Genomic DNA, 17,679 nt, shown 5'->3' with positions numbered 1-17,679 from the left:
TCATGGAAGCCGTCGGTGTCGAAGACATGGACGAGATGGGCATGATGGAAGAAGACTCTGAGATGGAAGGAGCTGCAGCAACGGGAGAAGAAGCGGCTGCAGAAGAGGAAGAGATGGCTATGGACGGGGAAGGCTCTGATGATGGTGTTAACCCTCTTGAGGCAATTGGCGAAGCCGCCAGCGCTGCCTTTGAGGCTGCTCTAGCGGATGGAGCTACTGCAGAAGAGGCCTTTGCTGCAGCGGCTGAGGCAGCGGCGGCCACGGCTGGTGAGTTAGGAATGTCGGAAGAAATTTCGGGGCCTGTGATTGCTGCAGCCCAGGAAGCATTTGATGCCGCCATTGCGGACGGTGCAACCGCGGAAGAGGCATTTGAAGCCGCAGGGTCTGCTGCGGAGGAGGCTTATGGTGATGACGCTGCTATTACCGAAGCGATTGGTGCCGCCGCCAGTGCTGCGTTCGAAGCGGCTTTAGCCGATGGGTCTACTGCCGAGGAAGCTTTTGCAGCTGCGAGAGAAGCTGCTTCCACTACTGCCAGCGACTACGGTTTCTCAGACGAACAGATTGAAGCGGTAATGGAGGTTACTCAAGCCGCTTTTGATGCAGCCATTGCGGGTGGCGCTACTGCTGAAGAAGCCTTTGAAGCTGCAGGCGATGCTTTCATGGAAGCCGTCGGTGTCGAAGACATGGACGAGACGGACATGGATGAAGAAACGGNTATGGAGGCCGCTGCCGCCACCGAAGAAGAAACTACTGCAGAGGAAGAAACTCCGACTGAAGAGGAAGAAGAATCCGCNGCGGAGGAGGAAGAAGCTGCTGATGCAGCGCCCCCGCCACCCCCTTCGGCTCCACCAGAGTCCGGAGATGGCCCAACTCCAGGGGCATTTAGCAAAGGCAGTGATTCAGGGCCGATGGACAAGACAACCAAGGACGACATGCCGCCACCTTTTGATCCTGCTGGAGCANCTGGCAAGGGCGATGATGCCTGGACCCATGCGGACGGTGGACCATTTAAGGGAGATGGACCATTTAAGGGAGATGGACCATTTAAGGGGGACATACCCCCCATGGATGATATCGCAGCCGCGGATGACCTGCCGGGNAAACCATCCTCACCTCTGGACCCTGCCATGGAAAAAATGGCGGCATCTATGGANGAGGTCGCGAAGGGAGATATGCCTCCACCGGTCAAAACACCGGACCACGACTATGACCATAAGGACGTGCCGCCTACCAAGCCCGCACACGAGGAAGAAGACGTAACATAATAGCTTAGGACAATTCGTTAAATTACCCCTAAACCCGGCCTCAGGATAGTTATAAGGTCCTGGCAGCTTTATAACGACGTGATGATGGACTTATGCGAAGTGGGCTAAGAGCACTTATCCTAGTTAGTCGCCAATTTGGCGTCAACGTGGGCGCAAACGATATACCAGAGCACTACGATGTCGACGATCGCGAACTNTCTCTGCAAGAACTAGCAACGTTAGCAGCTCAGTTTGGCCTTCGCGCACGCCCTGGTAAAGTTAGCGAACAGCAGCTTGCAAAGCTGATCTCCAAGAAGCAACAACTTCTGCAATTGCAGAATGGACGGTACTTGATAGCCCTTCGCTATTCCACNGAGGAAGATGGCTCAAGAACCCTCTTAGCTATTGATCCTGCTAAGAGCGATTCTAGAGCACACAAAGTTGACTTTGAAGAAGTTGCAAAATCATGGCGAGGCGACGTCCTACTCCTGAAAAAAAAGTTGGCGTTTGTTGATGAGGNACGTGAATTTTCTGGGGGATGGCTGATAGGCGAATTAGTCCGCAATAAAGCGGTTCTAGCGCAGGTCATTGTTGTCGGATTGCTCGTTAATCTCTTGGCCCTTGTTCCAGCCGTTTTTATCATGATCGTTTTGGATAAAGTTGTTAATTACGAAGCCTACTCAACCCTATATGTTATTACTTGTGGCGTTATGTTTGCTTATATCATTAACGGATTTCTTGGCTATATCCGTACCTACATTCTTGATTTCCTGGGCCAAAAAATAGATGCCAAGTTATCAGTTAAAGCATTTGACACTCTCCTNNCCTTACCAATGCAAAGGTTTAATCGTGACTCTTCGGTCTTAAAGCGCCTGCCACAACAGGTGGGGCAAATAAAAACTACGATAAGTCAAAAAATCCTGCCCACTTTATTGGACGGCATTAGCTTATTTGTTTTTATTCCAATCTTATTTTTTTATAGCCCATTATTATTTTTTATTGTGCTTGGATTTTCCCTAGCTGGCGCCCTAACAACCGTAATTTCTGGAAACCGGTATAAAAAATCCCTGATAGATTCTGGACAACTTGAACGAAAAAGGCAGGACTTATTGTCTGGAGTAGTAAATGGAATCGAAAATGTAAAAGGTTTGGCCCTAGAACCCTCCCTCCGCGACCAATGGAGAGAAACAGAAGCCGCCTATTTAGTGGCAAATGANAAAACANANCAACGAGCTGCATCACAAGTAAATATACAAAATACTATTCAACAGCTAATGACTGCCGCAGTGATATTTGTGGGAGTACATTTAGTTTTTGCGGGAGAGGTCTCAGCTGGAATTCTAGTCGCCTTTAATATGCTNGCATCCCGCATGTCTAGGCCAATTATCCANNTNGTGACATTAGGCACNGAAATCTCGCGACTTAAACAGGCCATTCAGATNGTTGGATCGGTAATAAATTCCACNGGAGAANCTTCAAGTTCAGGACAAAAACCCCAGCTAACCGGCGGTATAGAATTGAAAAACATCAGCTTCGAATATGAAGAAAATACCCCAGTTCTTCAAAACTTAGACCTCTCTATTGAACCCCGGCAAATTGTGGGAATAACGGGAAAAAGTGGNTGTGGTAAAAGCACAATCGCCAAATTAATCCANGGACTTTATNGGCCNCANTCAGGNGCTGTACTNCTNGANAACACAGACCTNNGNCTNATGGACTTGAGCCATATTCGCTCTCAAATTTCNCTAGTTGGTTCNGANAGCCANTTTTTCCANGGCACAATTTTAGANAACCTNCGNCGNCCAATGCCGAATGCCCCTATNGAGCGNGTCCGATGGGCCGCAGAGAAAGTTGGNGTCCACCNTGAAATAGANAATATGGCCCANAGCTACGAAACTATACTTGAAGAAAACGCAGCCAATNTNTCGACTGGCACTCGACAGAANCTNGCTATAGCCAGAGCCTTNATGCGCAATCCNCGTATTTTAATTCTTGANGACGCCTTCACGGGATTCGATGTGGAGAGTGAAATTCATCTTTTAGAGACACTGCAAGATATATCCGTTGGCAGGACCATACTTCTAATTGCAACTCGCTTATGGCATTTGCAGTTGGCAAATAAGATATTTGTCGTGGAGGAAGGGAAAGTCGCTCAATCTGGAACGATCCAGAATTTGAGGGAGGAGCCTGGATTTTTCAAGGCAACTTACGAGGCCCAACAACAGGTTATGTTTTCTAAACATGTCCCACCAGGGATGGGCAACCAGGTAGAGGAAAGTACCAAAAATGCCTAACACTGCTTCCCACGCTCGCGTTCCACTGCGAACATTAGCAGTTGGAGACGTACTCTTTAAGGAGGGAGATCTTGGTGATGTAGCTTACGTGGTAGAATCTGGTGTCATAGAAATATCCCGCTTTACGGGAGAGGAATACGTAACCCTTAGAGAGCTGAAAGCAGGAGCTCTGTTTGGAGAACTAGCCCTAATCGACAACCAGCCGAGAAGTGCAATCGCTAGAGCTGCTACGGACGCTGTCGTCCGAGAGGTAGGAAAAGAGGACTTTCTAAAGTACCTGAAAAGCTCTCCCCAGGCAGCATTCGGAATCATGCAGCAGCTTGCTGAGAGTGTTAGATCGGCAAATGAAACATTATCTGTTGATGCTTTTTCCGGCTCCCCTGAGGAAGAACTCAATACTGAAGCAGCCAATCTTCCTCCAACTAAGGTCGACACACGAGATCAGACTACAAGCGATTTTCTAGAGGAGTTTGACCCAGAAATTGATCGCTTAAGAAATAAGCAAATTCCGAGGCCCGTGACCCAAGCGACCTTAGCTCTCACATCCATCTTTGTATTTCTAGTAATGTGGGCGATTATTTCCGTTATTGATACTACGGTAACAGCACATGGGAGGATAACCACTTCCACACCAAATATAGACGTCCAAGCTAACTATAATTCTGTTGTGAAAGAAGTCTTGGTAAATCGTGGCCAACAAGTGACTAAAGGCACGCCATTAGTAGTATTTGACTCTACTTTACAAGAAGCAGATCTGCAGCAATTAGACGGGAAAATCGCAACTATATCGCAAAGGATAGAACGTCTCATGCTTGAGCTCGCTCTGCGGGATGGCGCTATTAATTACGATCTTGCGCCTGGCAGGCAGCGCGACCTCTTTAATGATCGGTCCTCCCAATTTCATGCCAAAATCACCTCTCTGGATACCAATATTGAACGAATATCGAAAGAAATAAACTCCACCAAGCAAGACATTCAACTAGTGAACCAACAGTTAGCTATTGAAAAGGAATTGGAGGAAGCAAAACTGGAGCTGTACCAAGATGAACTGATCTCGAACACCCAATTACTGGAATCAAAAAGCAAAAGACTGTCCGTAGAAAGGGACTTCCAGCGACTTACTAGCAAGTTGTTAGAACTCCAATCAACCCAATCTTCTGCCGTGGCAAACAAACAAGAGTATATAAGCCAGTGGTATGCATCGATAAGCCAGGAATTGTCCTCTCTTGAGGAGGAGAGAGGTATCCTCACCCAAGAAGTTATTAAAATTGAGAGGGAATCCGTTGACGTAACACTTACGGCCCCATTAGATGGACTAATACTAGAGCTACATAAAATCTACCCCGGCGCAGTATTCACTGAGGGATCAGTGCTCGTTACAATGGTACCAACAGGGGAAGACCTCGCCGTAGAATTTGATGTATCCCCAAAAGACATTAGCAAATTGGTTCCAGGGTCAGAAATCGTAATCCAATTAGAAGCCCTTCCTGCCCAAAAATTCGGTGACCTGGTTGCTCGGCTAACCTATCTCTCCGCAGATACAGTCACCCAGAATCTAGATGGTGAAGAAGAAAATGTATATCGTGCTCTTGCAGAGATTGAAGAGATCAGACTTCGAGATACACCACCCAACTTTCGGCTGATCCCTGGCATGCAAGTTTCGGGAAAGATTAAAGTTGGAGAAAGACGCCTGATAACTTATTTTATATATCCCATTCTCCGCACGTTAGACAGCAGTTTCGCTGAGCCATGAGCATAAGTTCCCAACCTCGAAAGGGCTTGACCTGGAGTTTAATGCTACTAGTTGCGATAACATGTGGGCTTAAAAATTCAGCTCCAAAACCGCCCCTCAAAGAACTGACTTTATTATTAAGCGTTTTAGCTACGATATATTTCTCTGGCCTGATAACCCAGGCTCATTCCGATTCCTTGGACAGCGCTGTCATCAAAGCATTGTCTAGCAATCCTCAGTTGAATAGCAGTAAACTTGGAGTACTTCAGGCCCAAGAGGGGGTGTCCAGGGCACAATCTGCTTGGAAACCCGACGTAAGATTAAACATAAGGGGTGGGGCAAAACAGAGTACTACCAACACACCAACTTCTAACTCTAGCACCGATACTTTTACTCCTCTCTCCGCAACAGTCTCACTCTCCCAACATGTATTAGATTTTGGAGAAACCAAGTCAGCCATCAAAAAAACAGAAATTCAGAAGCAAATATCAGAAGAGCAACTTAGAAAGGCAACTCAGACAGTAATAAAAGAGTCTATAGAGGCCTATTTAGCGCTATGGCGGGATTCCCATCTACTTACAGTTGCAGAAACCAATGAATATAATTTGCAAAAACAATTCCTGGCCGCCCAAAAACGCTTCGCTCTCCGTGAAGTTACTCGAACTGATTTATCCCAAGCTCAGGCACGCCTACAGAATGCTGTTTCAAGAACTATTGGAGCTGAAATTGCTGTCGAAAATTCTCTCGCCAAATACAGAAAAATAATTGGCCCCTTAGAAACTAGGAGCCAAATTTCATGGTCTAGAGAAAAAGTTGCAAGGTATCCAACCCCGATTAGTCTCGAAGAAGCACGCACCATCTCCTATTCCGCCAACTCTGACATGAAAATTGCGCGACTCCAGCAAGAATTAGCTAGACATACAATTTTTGAACAACGATCAACCCGTCTACCAAAGATCTCCGTAGAAGCATCTGTATCCGGCTCCCGCAATCCATCCCAGAGTGTCGATACGTCGAGAAATATAAGCTTAGAAGGAGTACTTTCTGTACCACTCTATGACGCAGGAATTTCGCGGTCGAATCTGGACAGCGCAAAATTACAAGTGCAAATTTCTATTGAGAATGAAAGACAAATAAAACTGGAGCTTAATCAAAAGTTGCTATCCTTGTGGAACACCTTGATCCAAGTAGGTAGCCAAATATCTTCGCTTATGGAATCGGTAGAAGCCAATAAAACGGCGTTAGTTGGCGTCCAACGAGAGGTAGAGGTCGGCACACGAACCACATTAAACTTACTAGACGCTGAGAATGAGTATATTCGTGCCGAATCTAGTCTCGTCTTGGCTATATTTGATGAAGCCCAGACTCATTTTGACCTTCTTTTTGAGTGCGGCCTCTTAGATGAAGAGCTCTTCGCTGCACACATACATTAACTTTTCTGTGCCTTGGGTAATTATTTAACCATTAATTGAACAAAATTAACTCATGGATGCGGAAGAAGCGCAGCTAGATTATCACCCACAACAGCGACAATAAAGTCTGTAATTTTAGTCACTGCCTGGGAAAAGGTAGGAAAACACAAACTTTCTAACTTCCACTGATGTACGTATCCCTCAACCTGGACCAAACAAGCGATTGGTAACCATCTGCAGCTATGGCATCACAGTGCTTTCGAAAGGCAGGATGCCCGCCGCTATAACGCATAATCCGAGGAGCCTGCTTCCCTTTGACATTTTTATTAACGCCAGTCATCCAGGAACCAACTTCATTCATCAATAGATCCTCACCCAAACCCAGCACATAATCAGTCCATTCCTTCACCCCGTGGTTAGTTGTGGTGAACCGCGTCAAACCATGTACTCCTGCATACTGAATGAGCCCCGTTATCCATTCAACGCTGTATTCGGCAGTCCGAGTATAGTTCCCCAGGCCAGAGTGCGGCCCCATCGCCATGAGCATATTAGGAAATCCCTCAACGAGTATTCCCAAATAGGTTTGTGGCCCGTCATGCCAAATATCTTTAAGCTTCACATCTTCGATGCCTCGAATATCTATTCTGTCAAAAGAACCTGTGATCGCATCAAACCCAGTAGCGTAAATAATAATGTCATACTCATACTCCTTATCGCTCGTCCTTATTCCGTCGGCTGTGATCGTCTGGATAGGAGTTTCATTAATATCCACTAGTTCCACATTTTCTTGATTAAACACTTCATAGTAATGGGTCTCTAATGGCACCCGACGGGTCCCAAAGCCATGGTTCTTTGGGATCAATTTTTCCGCAACAGCTGGGTCGTTGACCCGCTGGCGTATTTTATTCGCGATAAAATCGCTCGCCAGCCTATTTGCCTCACGGTCAGTGAGCATATCAGCAAAGTTCCCTTGCCAAATTCCAAAGCCTGGGCTCTCATAAAGTTCCTCCCAGAACTCAAGGCGCTGATCTGGCGGCGTTTCAAGGGTTTTACGAGGATCGGCGGAGTGAATGTAGCAACCGGGTGTTTCGTGACAACGTGCAAAAATCTCCGAATAACGGGAGCGAATACTGCGCATTTCTTCTTCAGAAATTTTACTATTTTTCAACGGAGCGCACCAGTTTGGGTTACGCTGGAAAATAGATAAGTGACCTACGTTCTTTGCAATTTCCTGAACTGCCTGCACAGCAGTTGCGCCAGTGCCGATGACGCCAACCCTCTTTCCTGTAAAGTCGACCTCTTTTTTCGGCCAATGATATGTGTGAAAGGATTCCCCCTTAAAGGAGGATATACCAGGAATGGTAGGCATGGTTGGGGCCGAAAGAATTCCGATCGCCGTAATTAAGAAGCGAGCAACATATTGAGAACCGTTATCAAGAGTTACCTCCCAACTGTGTGTATCATCATGGTAATGTGCAGAAACTACGGTGGAGTTAAATTGAATGTGTTCACGCAACTCAAACTTATCTGCTACGAAATTGAGATAGCGTTCATTTTCTGGCTGGGAAGAAAAATTTTCTTTCCAATCCCACTCATCTAGCAATTCTTGGGAAAACGAATAGCCATAGGTCCAACTCTCTGAGTCAAACCGCGCGCCAGGATAACGATTCCAGTACCATGTGCCACCAACACCACTTCCCGCTTCGAATGTACGAGCCTTTAACCCAAGTCTGCGTAGACTGTATAATTGATAGAGCCCTGCAACACCCGCACCAATTATAATGGCGTCGTAATCCAAGCGACTTTTATTTTCCGCACCGCCGTCAGGCCTTGCGTTAAGATTCATTGGTATATTCCACCTTCTTTCCGAGATTTACCCCGCCCAGCACCTAAGAATCAGGTTCTCGGATAGTAACCCACTCCGCACACTTGGCCCATAATCCGTCTCACAAAAGTGGTTTTCTTAAACTCTTCGGGCGAACCTGTCGTCGCTCTCCATGTGTTATATGTCACCTCCCCGGATCCACCAGGTTGGGCGGCATTCCACAAGGTTTTTCCGAGAGGGTTTCCTTTCAGATCCGTAGCCCCATTCTCAAAAAGGTTAACGCCCACGGAACCAGGATGAGCCGTGACGGTGCCATCACGAGAAAAACAAAAAACGTACAAATCCTTCTGGATGAGCCCCCCGTCCCCCGAAGTAAACATCTCCATGGCTCTAGATTTATCTACCTGAAGAATGGCGATGGCCCGTTGCAACAAAGCCTTTGCTTCTTCCTCCGTCCCAAATTCATCAGCAAATGCAGCCACATTGAAAAAACCAGAACAAAGCATAGCCGAAACAAATATTTTTAAAGTTCGCATCACTCCCCCTTGTTAACCTCCTGCTTGCTTGGTCATTCTAGCAAATATTTGTTGTCGATGAGAACCTGCTGGAATAAAGCTCTTTGGTCCTAGTCACAGCCCAGTCTTTGCTTTAACTCCTGATCTATCCACATCCTTGCATAGATAGGACCAGAACTTTGCGCACCAACTGCCATTTCACCCCAGTAGTTTTTTACATATGGCCACCAGGCAGCATAGACCATATTGGAAGGCAGCCACACGACGGGAACGCGCTCACTTAGTAGGTAGTGGTTCATATCCCGAAGCATTGTATCTCTCTTGTCCTTGTCACGCAGCCCCAGGGCTTCAAAATAGGTTTGGTCCAACCATTCGTCCGAATGGAATGCCGGATTCCATGTCTGATCCGTAATGAAGCTCTTGCGAATTGCAGAGAACGGAGTACTGCCCGTAATGTCCATCAGATACCCAGCCGTTTGATCGGATGCCCGCATCTTGGCTAAAAACGTTGGATAGTCGAAGGCACGGGCTATGACTTTCACACCGATCCGCTGATAGTACGCCTCCAACATTGCCATAAGGTCCAAGTGGTAAGGACTGTGTGTACCGAAGGTGATTTCAAATTCAAACCCGTCTGGGTAACCCGCCTCAGCAAGCAATTCTTTAGCTTTTTCCGGATGGTATTCGAATAATTCCCTGGCTTGGGGCGGGAGGTCTTCCAGGGCGGTATAATAGCCTTCCCACTCCACAGAAAACGGGTGGTCCAAGGCTACCCCATCTCCGTTCAACAGGGTTTGCACAATCTCCTGCTGATCGATGGCTAAGTTCATAGCCCTCCTTACTCGGATATCGTCGAAAGGTGGTTGATCGTTGCGAAGGGCGACAAAGGTCTGAACCTGACGGAGACGTTTTTGGATAATTAATTCTGGGGCAGACCTTCGGAGTTCCTCAGCAAACTGCCATCGGAACTGTTCCAAAACATCGATCTTACAGGTCCGAAGAGCTGCAATCTGCGCTGATTCGTCAGGGATGATATTATACACAATCCCGTCATTATATGGTAAATCATAAGCAACGCCGTTTATAACCTCTTTATCCCAATACTCGGCGTTTCGTTCGTACACCTGGACATCATCCAGGCGAACATCGACGAGTTTGTACGGCCCGGAACCTGTTTGCATTCTCCAGTCATCCGATCCTTCCCCATCGTTCATTTTCAAAACCTCCGGAGGAGAAATGGTGCTGTGGTAGCCCCACAACAATCTATAGCCTAAGTTCGCATTCCACTCGTTCAGGTAGGCAACTGCTTTGTACTTCCCTTCCGCCTTCCATTCGCGAATGAACTCCCACCACGTCGGTATCTTTCGTGGACTAGTTGCCATGTGGTTGAAATTGAAGGCAATGTCTTCAGCGACAATCTCTCTTCTTTCCATGACGTTTTCTTTTTCAGGCCAATACATTCCTGGCCGTATATTAAAAACCAGTCGCAGAGGGTCCTCTTCGACAGACCAGCTTTCCGCCATTGCTCCTCTATAGTGCTTCTCCCGAATCCAATCTGGCGCGTGAAAATTGGTTTCCCCTGTGCCACGAGGACCAAATTCTAGGTCTCCCATTACTAAAAAATCTAAAAAAAGCCCATCGTGGTTAACTTTCCACAGCCATTTGTACTGGTTCCAAGTTAGGGCATTTAGCTGGGCTACACGGGTTGCAATATTAATGGTTCCGCCGTACTGGGGGTCGCCCCTTTCGGGTTCGGCCTGTACCAATCCTATTCCCGTCACCGTCAAACAGAAAACTAGTCCACAAACTAATAAATTGCGCCTACACAAAGACCACATGACATACCCCTCCCAGAAACCTCTCACAATCCTGCTCGTTCGAATTATAGGAATATACCAAGTAATTAAAGCAACACTAATTTGGGTTACTGCAAGAGGTAGATCGATGCTAATTTTGCTATGACCTGACAATAATCCCTAGTTCATCAGGTGGTCACGGCTTTCTGAAAGGCCGGTTTCATGATAGCCGAGTCTCACAAAGCTACGGACAAGCGTTGTCATATCGAATTTCGCTCGCCTTTTCTCTTGAGAAAATTCCTGCTGGACCATCGTTTCTTCACTTCCATAAGCTTATGGTTAAATCTTACCGCAAACATCCCGCTTGCTAAGGCAAAGGCTGGAATAGTTACCATTTGATACCTTGGCACATTGAGACTAATCAAAGGGTAAAAAATAAAGGCAAACACGCTGGGAAAAAGTGCAAACAAAACCACATAATTGCGCCGCCGGGCGGCGGAAATAATAATAAAGAATGATGCCAATACACCGAAGGGCGCAAACTGATCAATCCAGACCCCTCGATATGCCAACAGGGCCGTCGTGAAAAAATGCCGTACTGGTCTCTTCAATACCCGCTCAAGTAGCTGATCATATACTTCCTTAGAAGCAGCCTCATACGATATGTTCTCAGCGGTTTTTTTCCGCTCAACCAACTCACTAAATCGTTTATGACCTCTCTGAAAAAAACCATCTGAAGTATCATGTCTCAGTTTTCCCAGGGTTTCCTGAGAAAAAAGAACGTGAGCCAGACCATCGCCCTTGATCCGGGTCCAATAAACCATCGCCGCAAAATATTCGGTGAAAGTCATATCGTTGTATATTTCCCGTGCACTTACTGTAATTTCACCGCGCCCTTCCGTGACACCCCAAAGATCATCCACCGCGACATTGCGAGCAATCCACGCTGACACGGGCACAGCGCAACACAAAAAACAAATCAAAGCGTTTCGAAACGTACGCCGACGATCATCCGACGTCAGAGTTAAAAACAAAAAAAGTGGTATCACTAATAAAGCGAAGTACAGGAAAATGGCTTTAGTTAGAACCAAAAGAGCCATTACGAATCCTGAAATCGCCCACCACAAGGCTGAATCGCGATGACCTGCATGGAAAATTGACCATATAAGTATCGCCGACAAAAACATTGCCAGAGAGTCAGAGATCACATAGCTAGAAAATTTTTGGCTTTCAAAATTAAGCCAAATATACAAACCAGATATGGCAGATGGAAACAGACTGTGGTCCGTTAAACGAAACACCGAAAGAAATATTAGGGCTCCAGACAAAGCGACAAAAACGCGATTCAAAATTATGGCAAACCTATACCGCTCAGCTCCGCATCCGTCAGCGGACCGCAAACACTCCAGAGTGATGGATGCTAGTTGTGTGTCAAAGAACATTAACCCAGCCAGAAAAGTAGCGTAGGCTGGCTCCCGCCCTGTCCCTGGCCCTGAGTTACTTCCGTCAACCTCAGAAAAAATACCATTGTCATGCAAGTTGATCGCTGCAGCCAAATATTGACGCGCATCGTAACGATCAGGAGAATGATCAGGCTTGGCAGCTGGGAACAATGCTACTGTGAACAAAGAACACAGTAAGACCCATATAGTGACATTACTTCTCGTGGCTGACATAATCATCTTAAGGTGTATAATTTCTCTCCCTATTGCTTCGTAGTCCTAATCGGCAACCCAAATGACTAGTTCATCTGACACAAAAACATCAAGCTCGCGGTGGCCATTCATTGATATTGCCGTTTTGTTGCCTTGTTATAATGAGGAAACAACAATCGCCTCGGTGATTGAATCTTTTCAAACTAAATTACCTGAGGCCAATATATACGTTTATGACAACGACTCCACAGACAAAACAGCTATGAATGCTGAATTAGCAGGGGCAGTAGTGCGCCACGAAGAAAAGCGTGGAAAAGGCAACGTAGTACGCCGAATGTTCGTAGACATTGAAGCAGATATTTACATCCTTTCTGATGGCGATATGACTTATGATATTTCAGACATAGAGGTCTTCATAGAAAAGATGTTACAGGAAAGCACCGATGTCCTTGTTGGCGAGCGACATTCGGAAAAGGGTGACTCTTTTCCGCTTTACCACGTTTTTGGAAACAAGTTCTTTAACAAAGCGGCCAGCCTATTATTTGGGAGCACCTTCCAGGATATATTTTCAGGGTTTAGAGTGTTATCACGCCGATTTGTTAAATCATTCCCGGCTGTTTCGCGGGGTTTTGAAATTGAGTTAGAGTTGGCAGTGCATGCCACTAACTTGCGAATTCCCGTATCTGAAATCCCAGTGATATACCATCCGCGTCCAGTTGGCTCTCATAGTAAATTGTCCACCATACCGGATGGCCTTCGTATTTTACGCACGCTCATTTTATTATTCGTGGAAATCAGACCTTTCCTATTTTTTAGTATATGGGCAACTATTTTTAGTTTGGTTTCGATAGTCCTTGGTTATCCTCTTGTCATTAACTTCTGGGAGACAGGACTCGTGCCACGCCTACCAACCGCTATATTGGCTACAGGCATGATGCTCATTGGGTTCATGGCGCTGAGTTGCGCTTTAATCTTAGATAATGTGAGTAAGGGAAGACATGAATCTAAGCGGCTTTGGTACCTGAGTTATGGACCCGTTACCTCGAGTGATTTAAGGAAAAAGGATAATAATGCTGTATAAAGGAGGATCTCGATAATCGGTATTTGTAAAATACAAAAATCTCCCACCTATAACTATTTGACTCATAATTCTTTCTCTGGAGGTGGCGATACATCTTCGACACAAGTAGAGTTGGAGAACAAACCTAATCATGGACTACACGGATCGGTATTTTTTCACTAAAATAGCCCCCATATGAAAAATTATATGGTTTTCCCGCAGTTTTCCGGAAAAAAATCTAGCTATTTTTTTTCCTTAATTTTTCTGATCACCTGTAGTCATCAAATATTTAACTTTGATACCCTTCCCCTCATATTTTTATTTCTTTATTTTCTATTAGCTACTGCAATTATTTTCGCTCCGCTATCCAACTGTAAAATTTTTCCTAACTCTTCCCCATTAGGACGACCAAGCTTCTCTTCCATAGCGATAGGCCTAGTAATAAGCGTTCCTATAATTTTATATTTTCTATGTACCTTCAATCAGGACCTACCACTGTGGGGCGACCATCAGGCACATACGGCTATGTCCTACGGCACTATCGCATTTTGGGCCATGTCTCCAGGGATGGGAGATATCTCCAATAAATCACTTGGCGATCTGCACGTTTTTAATCGGGCAACGCTCTTAGTATTTTTAATTCTGATAACTTTTTTAATCCTGAAATTTAGAAACACGACGGCCAGTGGCTGGCTTGTCATTAGTATCTGGATTGGGACTATCACATTCTTAAGCATTACCGGGGAATATGAATTCTTAAGGTATCCGTCAGCAGGCTATTTCTTGGATATACCTTTCAACACCTTGGTCTACATTTTCGATACGAACCGCCTCTGGAACGGGCCAAGAATTGGCAATGCGCTAGCTCCGGCGATTTGGCTGTTTGTGCTCCGCCCAATCTTCCTTCGAAAATGGCCGACCATTGATGTTTTTCCATGGGCAGTGATTGTTTTCTGGTTGCCTGAAAGCCTTCACTATTTTTCTTCATCATATCTCGAGCCTTGGGCGATAATCTGCGCCTTGTTATCCATCGAGTTGATCATTCGCTATCGTGCCGACGGTGCTACGGGGGCCCTGTTTTTTATGGGCCTAGCGGCCTGCATAAAAGAACCATTTATTCTTGCTATCCCCGCCATTTGGATGATTGGCAGACCATGGCAAAACTTCAGAAAATTTTGGGAATTAAATATCGCAGCATTTATCGCAGGCTTACCATTTCTCTCGTATCTTTACTTGCGATATCACTCTCCGAGTCAGGTAATTACTAACTCTCAAAGGGGCTTTGAGCTTCGTGGAAATTGGTATTCCCTCGATAACTTCTCAATATACTTCGGGAATATTTACGACTCTGTTGGAGGTTTTTCGGGAGGATTTATTGTTGGAGCCGCAATTTTACTGTTGGGCATGTGCTTCAATAGGTATTTTAGAGGAGTTGCTGTAGCAAATCTTGCCACTAGCACCTTCATTTTTTTATTTTTTTTCACTGATAGTCAAAGCTCCTCATATTCAGGACTCTATCGCTTTGCCATGCCTTACATAGTTTTCCTCTCCTCTGGCCTATTAATCACTGCTTTAGCTTTTGGCCAAAGAGCGACTCTGTTTCTTACTTTATCTGCACTCGTTCTGGTGGGGCCAAACATGGTAAAAGCTACTAACGACACATTAAAACCAGATCCTACACGCGCGGGAATAGAATGGGGCAGCGCCCCTGTTTTTATCGGATTCCCTTCACTAATAAATATGGCAATCAATGACGATATACTTCCACTCAACGCTACCATAGCTATTGAGGAACTGTACCCTGTCACACACATATTCTTGGCTCCGCCCCGATTCATCAAGGATAGTCGCTATTCGATAGTACATGTGCCGCAGACTATGGGAGAAAGTTGCAGATGCACTCCAACCACACCGTACCGCTTCAAGCCCTTCATGAGAATGGGTGACGATAGATCCATAAGTGTTGATACTCACGGCACACGGTGCCCTACCGATATGGCACCCAAACAATGCCTTGAATTATCAAAGGTTAATAGTGCAGCTGATAGCTGCATGCAAAGGATGTTCAGTACCTGCGAGAAAGTGATTACCAAAACTTTCGAAGACCATATTTATGCTATTCTTGGCCTTGGGGTCAGGGGTGCTTCTAAGCAATAGTTCATCTAGAGAGTTGAAGCAATGGGGACGGCAAGAGAATCGAAGTCCTTGCCCGCTGTCATTTGCAGAGTAATATAATATTAGTTGGGTAATGGGAGGGATAATTAAATGACTGGTCTTCAGACCTTTGACGCACATATTTCATCAGACCAAGTTGCAGACTCCATAAGTGATCACGGGTATGCAATTGTTCGGGATGTCCTCGAAAAGTCAACAATTTCTGCGCTTTCAGATCAACTCGCGCCGCACCTTAAGGCAGCAAACCTCGGTGATCCTGATCCATTCTTTGGCGATAAAACAAAGCGTTTTGGCGCTCTTCTGAGTCGATGTCCTCTAACCCAAGATCTATTAACACATCGACTTATACTTGACACTGCGGACCGTGTTCTTGGACCCTACTGTGTCCAGTATCAGGTCAACTTTACTGGCGCCATGCATCTGACCCCTGGGGAAACTGCCCAGACGATGCATCGTGACACTGGCTTCTACCCCATCCAAAATCCAGCGCCACCACTTACATTGGCCACCATGTGGGCCGCAACCGATTTCACTCTGGAAAATGGAGCCACTCGAATAGTGCCAGGGAGCCATCTCTGGGCCGATGGGCGGCAACCCACTGATTCAGAGATCGTGCAGGCTGAGATGAATGCTGGGTCCGTTTTAATTTATACAGGAAGCCTAATACACGGTGGAGGTGCCAACCGCTCCAATGGCCCGCGTTGCGGAGTTGCGCTCCATTATTCGCTAGGTTGGTTGCGCCAAGAAGAAAACCAGTACTTAGCAGTTCCCATGGAAGAAGTCCGTACTTACCCTCAGGACATCCAACGCCTCATGGGCTACGACCTTGCCACGGTAAATTTAGGCATGGTTGATCAAAAACATCCCAACGATGTTTTGAATGGCACGGCTGGAACCGGCCCCGGTGTACTTGGGACCACAGAAATGATGGAAGCTGATAACGCGATCGAGCGGTTCCGAGTGACCGATACCGCCGTTGTGGGTCGAACACGCATTGAAATTTGAGAAATTAAGTATGTGAAACAAGCAATAGGCCTCAACTCATCATGTGTCCTCTAATAGCTTTGTCTGCTTTGGCGAATTTTTGTTTTCCTCCATGAGTTCTCTTGCCTCAGCATTACCGTTCTCCGCCGCCTGTTTCATCCAAAAGATACTTAATCTTTGCATTACCTCGGTGTCAGCTTTCTCGATAATCATCAGAGAAAGTCGATATTGGGCCTCTGCGTCCCCTTGTTCCGCTGCCTTACGAAACCATTTTATTGCTTCCTCATCATCTTCTGCCACACCTTCACCAATTCTGTACATGAAGCCAAGAAGACACTGAGCCCCGGCATGTCCCTGTTCTGCGGCTGCCAGGTACCATCTTGCTGCCTTAATATTATCCTCCTTCACACCCCTTCCGTTGGCATACATGACCCCAAGATGATATTGGGCTCCCGCGAGCCCCTGTTCTGCAGCAAGTTTGTTCAATAGAAACGCCGTCTCTACATCCTCTTCGACGCCTTCCCCAAAAAAATACATATCGGCCAAGTGAGCTTGGGCCTCAGGGAGCCCAAGTTGTGCAGCAGCCTCATACCACTTCACGGCTTCCAGATCATCTTCTTCGACGACATCACCTATGTCATAAATATAACCTAGAGCATCCATTGCTTCCGCCAGACCATTCTGGGCAGAAAGCCGAAGCCAGCGCAAAGATTCTGTTATGTCTTTAGCAACCGTCTCCCCCTCCATGTAAAAGGCAGCCATGTTGTATTGGGCTCTGGGATGGCCGGCTTCCGCTGCAAGTTTCGTCCAACGGAGAGACTTCTCTACATCCTCCTCCACCTTAACTCCCTCTTTATACAGGTAACCAAGAAGCCACTGAGATTCCACATCACCTCGCTCGGCATCCGCGATCAAAGTGGGAATGCTTTTTTCTTCGAGTGCCTCAGATTCAGCCTCAACGGAAACGAGTACAACCAAGCCCCATGA

12 protein-coding genes are annotated in these 17,679 nt (G+C 46.2%); 7 read left to right on the top strand and 5 right to left on the bottom strand.

All coding sequences use genetic code 11. The features are described 5' to 3' along the window. The first annotated feature begins 2 nt into the window (after positions 1-2). The 4 genes from CMM32_08570 (at position 3) to CMM32_08555 (ending at position 6,703) form a co-directional block, all read left to right on the top strand. On the top strand, positions 3-1,265 hold the full coding sequence (locus CMM32_08570; GenBank protein MBT06950.1) for a hypothetical protein: 1,263 nt from the start codon (positions 3-5) through the stop codon (positions 1,263-1,265). Positions 1,266-1,357: 92 nt separating this feature from the next. Beyond that, positions 1,358-3,538: a hypothetical protein gene (locus CMM32_08565; GenBank protein ID MBT06949.1), complete on the top strand. Its 2,181-nt coding sequence runs from the start codon at positions 1,358-1,360 to the stop codon at positions 3,536-3,538. Then, on the top strand, positions 3,531-5,291 hold the full coding sequence (locus tag CMM32_08560; protein MBT06948.1) for a hypothetical protein: 1,761 nt from the start codon (positions 3,531-3,533) through the stop codon (positions 5,289-5,291). Before CMM32_08565 ends, CMM32_08560 begins: the two co-directional genes overlap by 8 nt. Continuing rightward, positions 5,288-6,703, top strand: coding sequence for a hypothetical protein (locus tag CMM32_08555; protein ID MBT06947.1), 1,416 nt, complete (start codon positions 5,288-5,290; stop codon positions 6,701-6,703). The genes CMM32_08560 and CMM32_08555 overlap by 4 nt, the downstream gene beginning before the upstream one ends. A 154-nt stretch (positions 6,704-6,857) precedes the next feature. On the opposite strand, the gene CMM32_08550 is transcribed toward CMM32_08555, so the two are convergent. The 4 genes from CMM32_08550 to CMM32_08535 all read right to left on the bottom strand — a co-directional run bounded on the left by CMM32_08550 (position 6,858) and on the right by CMM32_08535 (position 12,494). Beyond that, positions 6,858-8,528, bottom strand: coding sequence for a cyclohexanone monooxygenase (locus tag CMM32_08550; GenBank protein ID MBT06946.1), 1,671 nt, complete (start codon positions 8,526-8,528; stop codon positions 6,858-6,860). A 50-nt stretch (positions 8,529-8,578) separates the two neighbouring features. Then, a complete protein-coding gene (locus CMM32_08545; protein ID MBT06945.1) occupies positions 8,579-9,043 on the bottom strand; it encodes a chemotaxis protein in 465 nt (154 codons plus the stop codon). 89 nt (positions 9,044-9,132) lie between these two features. Then, complete coding sequence (locus tag CMM32_08540; GenBank protein ID MBT06944.1) at positions 9,133-10,860, bottom strand: hypothetical protein; 1,728 nt, start codon at positions 10,858-10,860, stop codon at positions 9,133-9,135. Positions 10,861-11,078: 218 nt separating this feature from the next. After that, on the bottom strand, positions 11,079-12,494 hold the full coding sequence (locus tag CMM32_08535) for a hypothetical protein (GenBank protein MBT06943.1): 1,416 nt from the start codon (positions 12,492-12,494) through the stop codon (positions 11,079-11,081). A gap of 61 nt (positions 12,495-12,555) precedes the next feature. Between CMM32_08535 and CMM32_08530 the strand changes: the two genes are divergently transcribed. The 3 genes from CMM32_08530 to CMM32_08520 all read left to right on the top strand — a co-directional run bounded on the left by CMM32_08530 (position 12,556) and on the right by CMM32_08520 (position 16,713). Next, on the top strand, positions 12,556-13,554 hold the full coding sequence (locus tag CMM32_08530; GenBank protein MBT06942.1) for a glycosyl transferase: 999 nt from the start codon (positions 12,556-12,558) through the stop codon (positions 13,552-13,554). Between the two features lie 174 nt (positions 13,555-13,728). Beyond that, positions 13,729-15,690 (top strand): hypothetical protein, encoded by a 1,962-nt coding sequence (locus CMM32_08525; protein MBT06941.1) that lies wholly within the window; start codon positions 13,729-13,731, stop codon positions 15,688-15,690. Between the two features lie 108 nt (positions 15,691-15,798). After that, positions 15,799-16,713: a hypothetical protein gene (locus CMM32_08520; GenBank protein ID MBT06940.1), complete on the top strand. Its 915-nt coding sequence runs from the start codon at positions 15,799-15,801 to the stop codon at positions 16,711-16,713. A gap of 39 nt (positions 16,714-16,752) precedes the next feature. On the opposite strand, the gene CMM32_08515 is transcribed toward CMM32_08520, so the two are convergent. Continuing rightward, positions 16,753-17,679: cobalamin biosynthesis protein CobT (locus tag CMM32_08515; GenBank protein ID MBT06939.1), on the bottom strand; the 927-nt coding region annotated here is incomplete at its 5' end.

It is taken from the genome of Rhodospirillaceae bacterium (assembly GCA_002728255.1).
In the GTDB taxonomy this organism is placed as follows: Bacteria; Pseudomonadota; Alphaproteobacteria; order UBA7887; family UBA7887.
The sequence above is the reverse complement of the archived record's forward strand: the minus strand, read 5'-3'. Positions and strand labels throughout refer to the sequence as shown.

Excerpts from the sequence above, each read along its gene's own strand:
- CMM32_08530 (MBT06942.1), top strand. The coding sequence starts at position 12,556 with ATGACTAGTTCATCTGACACAAAAACATCAAGCTCGCGGTGGCCATTC.
- CMM32_08540 (MBT06944.1), bottom strand. The coding sequence starts at position 10,860 with ATGTGGTCTTTGTGTAGGCGCAATTTATTAGTTTGTGGACTAGTTTTC.
- CMM32_08545 (MBT06945.1), bottom strand. The coding sequence starts at position 9,043 with ATGCGAACTTTAAAAATATTTGTTTCGGCTATGCTTTGTTCTGGTTTT.
- CMM32_08525 (MBT06941.1), top strand. The coding sequence starts at position 13,729 with ATGAAAAATTATATGGTTTTCCCGCAGTTTTCCGGAAAAAAATCTAGC.
- CMM32_08535 (MBT06943.1), bottom strand. The coding sequence starts at position 12,494 with ATGTCAGCCACGAGAAGTAATGTCACTATATGGGTCTTACTGTGTTCT.
- CMM32_08520 (MBT06940.1), top strand. The coding sequence starts at position 15,799 with ATGACTGGTCTTCAGACCTTTGACGCACATATTTCATCAGACCAAGTT.
- CMM32_08550 (MBT06946.1), bottom strand. The coding sequence starts at position 8,528 with ATGAATCTTAACGCAAGGCCTGACGGCGGTGCGGAAAATAAAAGTCGC.
- CMM32_08555 (MBT06947.1), top strand. The coding sequence starts at position 5,288 with ATGAGCATAAGTTCCCAACCTCGAAAGGGCTTGACCTGGAGTTTAATG.
- CMM32_08560 (MBT06948.1), top strand. The coding sequence starts at position 3,531 with ATGCCTAACACTGCTTCCCACGCTCGCGTTCCACTGCGAACATTAGCA.